Annotated in this window: 4 protein-coding genes; 2 read left to right on the top strand and 2 right to left on the bottom strand. The window is 35.4% G+C overall.

Annotation, left to right across the window (positions count from 1 at the left end; translation table 11 throughout):
- Positions 1 to 247: 247 nt before the first annotated feature.
- Positions 248 to 991, bottom strand: a complete 744-nt coding sequence (gene istB / locus ACRDDY_RS14875) for an IS21-like element helper ATPase IstB (protein WP_438565725.1) — start codon at positions 989 to 991, stop codon at positions 248 to 250.
- On the bottom strand, positions 991 to 2538 hold the full coding sequence (gene istA, locus ACRDDY_RS14870) for an IS21 family transposase (RefSeq protein WP_438565724.1): 1548 nt from the start codon (positions 2536 to 2538) through the stop codon (positions 991 to 993). The genes istB and istA overlap by 1 nt, the downstream gene beginning before the upstream one ends.
- Positions 2539 to 2664: 126 nt before the next feature.
- Here istA and ACRDDY_RS14865 point away from each other — a divergent pair, with 126 nt between their 5' ends.
- Both ACRDDY_RS14865 and ACRDDY_RS14860 read left to right on the top strand, forming a co-directional pair.
- A complete protein-coding gene (locus tag ACRDDY_RS14865; RefSeq protein WP_438565723.1) occupies positions 2665 to 2871 on the top strand; it encodes a hypothetical protein in 207 nt (68 codons plus the stop codon).
- Positions 2872 to 3270: 399 nt separating this feature from the next.
- Positions 3271 to 3447, top strand: a complete 177-nt coding sequence (locus ACRDDY_RS14860) for a hypothetical protein (protein ID WP_438565722.1) — start codon at positions 3271 to 3273, stop codon at positions 3445 to 3447.
- The last annotated feature ends 154 nt before the right edge of the window (positions 3448 to 3601 follow it).

Genomic DNA, 3601 nt, shown 5'->3' with positions numbered 1-3601 from the left:
ACTTGATTTATAAGTGTTTAAGCGTTTTGCAATTAACTATAAAAAATATTTACTTGGGGGAAGATATATGAATAAAATTATAATATTTTTATATGAATGTACAATTGTTAAACTGGATAAAATAATTAAAGATGTAGTAACTGAATATTATGGTGCCGTTAGGCACCCTGTACGGTATGTATTGAGCCACTGGTGTGGCTCATTTTGAGCATGGCTTTTGGTAATTGCTGAGCCAGTTTTAAGAAGCCTATTCTTTAAGTCCTTTTCTTTTTCTCATAGAATCTTCACCATCTATAAAGATAGTATATGAATCATGAATGATACGGTCTAAAATAGCATCTGCCAATGTTCCTTCTCCAATCTTTTCATGCCATGCATGTGTTTCAAACTGAGAACAAAATATTGTAGAGGCTGTTTTATGTCGTGCCTCTATTATTTCTAGAAGATCTCTAGCCTCAGTATTTGTAAGTGGTACAAGTAACCATTCATCTATAATGAGCAAACTAACACGCTTATAGTTTTTCATAACTTTTTTATAAATGCCCTCACCTCTTGCAACGGCTATTTCGTTTAAAAGGTCTGGTAAACGGATATACTTAGTGGTGTAAAAGTTACGACACGCAGCAATACCAAAGGCACAGCCTACATAAGTTTTTCCAGCACCTGATGCACCAAGCATGACGATATTATGATGCTCAGATATATAATTACAAGTGGAAAGACGTGTAATCTGTGCTTTATCTAGCTTACGGTCTGGATGATATTCGATATCTTCTATACAAGCTTCTGGGAGACAGAACTCAGCTTTTCTAATAAGTCTTGTCAATTTATTGCTTTTTCTTTTAGACCATTCCAAATCCACTAGTATTCCTAAACGTTCTTCAAATGATAACTCACTAAAAGCACTATCTTGTAGTTGTTCCCTATAGGCATCAGCCATTGTACATAATTTCATTTCGGTAAGTTTTGTAACTGTTGTCTCGTTAGTCATTATGAATTACTCCTCCTATAATAATCAGCCCCTCTTACCAGTCCTCCAGATGGAGAGTCCACAGTTTTACTCATGGGAACCTCTTCTTTGATTACTTTATCTTGTCCTGTTTTTAAGATTGTTTGGATGCTCTTATAACTCGGATGAGGTGTGTAAGAAAGTGCCTTTTCACAGGCTTTTTCAAGTCTGGAAATAGCATATTTATCAGCTAATTTCAAAAGTGCCATGCAGGCTTTATAACCCTGTTGTTCTACTTTATAAGAGGATAAAATCCCTTTTACAGCAATGGTTGTAGAAGGACCAATGTTTTCAGCCCAAGAAATAAATCTTTTACTATCCCATTCTATATACTTTTTATGGTTCTCTGGCATATGTTCATTTACTGTACTGTATTGACCTGGATGACCATAAAGTCTGGGGTGAGAACAAATCCTTCGAGCATTATAAAATACTTCTATAACATTTTTAGTTAGCCTTACATCAACTTTATGTTTAATATATTCATAAGGCACACTATATAACATCTTATCTATTGAAATGTGATAATTGAATTGTACTGTTGCGATTTTCCAAGTAGCTAATTCATAAGGTTTAGACGGTAGTGGAAGCAACATACATTTTTCTTCTTCCATAAAGGTGCTATATCTACTACCTGGTTTCTTTTGGAAGGGTTTATGATTGAAGTGATGGAGTTTTTCTTCGATACATTCATTTAGCTCTGCAAAGGAAAAGAATTTTTGTTTTCTAAGTGCTCCCAAAATCCATGTAGAAATGCTACCTACAGTACTTTCAACACTTGCTTTATCTTTAGGTTTACGCACTCTTGCTGGAATTACCGCTGTGCCGTAGTGTTCAGCCATTTCGTGATAAGTTTTATTAATAATCGGATTATACCAAGATGATTTTTCTACACCTGTTTTCAGATTATCTGGAATAAGCATACGTGTTACACCACCAAAGAATTTATACGCATGAACATGTGCTAAAATCCAGCACTCTTGATTTTGTGATGGAAAAGCTTCTACATAAGCGTACTGACTACTTGGCAAAACAGCTACAAAAATATAGGCTGAAATAGGTTCACCTGTATCTGATTCTGTGACGGTGGCTGTTTGCCCAGCCCAATCCACTTCAAGTTGTTCTCCAGGTTTTCTTTGAATGTGCATAGTTGCTTTGGTCACGTGTGCATAGTCCCTATAATGCTTGCAAAACTGAGTATACATAAAAGGGATTTCTTTATTTTGACGACATTCCTCACAGTATTCATTCCAAAGTAAACTCATAGTAACATTGCTTTTAGCTAGTTCTTTATGAATGTACTCATAATCTGGCATCCTTCTAGTTGAAGAGATATTTTGTTTTGGAAATAAAGCCTTAACTAATTCTGAATCAGTCATGTTATCTGGCAATGGCCACGAAATATCACATTCCGCAGCACGTTTGAGAGTACTTGCTACAGTATTTCTAGAACAACCACAACTTATAGAAATACTTCTACCACTAATACCTTGGCTATGCAGCCTAAGGATTTCACGATAATTGGTCATGATACCAACCTCCTAAATAATTGATGTACACTTTTTGAGTGTCTTTTCAATTATTGCCAAATTTTCAAGAAATGGCTCAAGGTTCGTAAAAGTGGCTCATTTTTTTGCACCAAGGTGGCTCAACACGTGCGATTCAAGTGCTCCGTAGGAGCATATTCTTCAGATATTGTACAAATGCTAATTTTGGTTATAGGGATTATTCTATATCCAAAGAAAGATACCTTTATAGACAAGTTTAAATTTAAAATTGGATGTAGAGGAATAGAGCTTGAAGTGAGTGCAAAAGAAAAGAACGATCCACCCGACGAAGATGATCGTTCTAATCACAAATAATTTCTTTAATATTATTTAATATTCATAGCCCCAAATATAAAACATTCAGGGAGACTTAGTGTTACCAGCACTAGGTCTTTCTTTAATTTTATTATATCACGATAGAGTGGAAAGTAAACCTGTTTGTTTAAATATTTATTAGCAAGTCAAGGCGTTGGAGGCAGGCACCCTGACTAGGGGGACAGACTCTCACCTATGTCAAGTTTATCAGACCGCCACAGATAGCGTAAAATTATCTGTGGGGGATTAATATAATATAAAAATTCCTTTATCATCCAAATGGAATGTGATATACTACAACTAGTTACCGTGCAGAGGGTGGTACGGGGGTTGTTTGTTTCCTCCCTGGAGGCTATGAAGTAGAAAATCTACGTCATAACCAGAAAGGGGGTGTTATGAATGGATAATGTACTAATAATGGTAGGATTAGTCTTAATAGTCTACTTGGTTAGAGGAAATATATTTGTTTCCAAAGTCAGATTCAAAGCTGGACCTAAAGGGGTAGAGCTTGAAATAGGTACAAAAGAAAAGAACGATCCACCCGGAAAAGATGATCGTTCTAATCGTAAGAAATAATTGTTAAATGTTTCTTTTATTCATAGCCCCAAATATAAAACATTCAGGGAGACGTAGTGTTAGCGCACTAGGTCTTTCTTTAATTTTATTATACCACGAGAGAATAGAAAGTAAACATTGTTTTATTTAATTTCTACTATTTTTAGGGTAAGCG

Origin of the sequence: Clostridium sp. (assembly GCF_051656525.1) — a bacterium.
Taxonomy (GTDB): domain Bacteria; phylum Bacillota; class Clostridia; order Clostridiales; family Clostridiaceae; genus Clostridium.
This window is presented reverse-complemented; position numbering and strand designations above follow the sequence as displayed.

Bases quoted from the DNA above. Each gene is read 5' to 3' on its own strand.
- istB (WP_438565725.1), bottom strand. From the start codon at position 991: ATGACTAACGAGACAACAGTTACAAAACTTACCGAAATGAAATTATGT.
- istA (WP_438565724.1), bottom strand. From the start codon at position 2,538: ATGACCAATTATCGTGAAATCCTTAGGCTGCATAGCCAAGGTATTAGT.
- ACRDDY_RS14860 (WP_438565722.1), top strand. From the start codon at position 3,271: ATGGATAATGTACTAATAATGGTAGGATTAGTCTTAATAGTCTACTTG.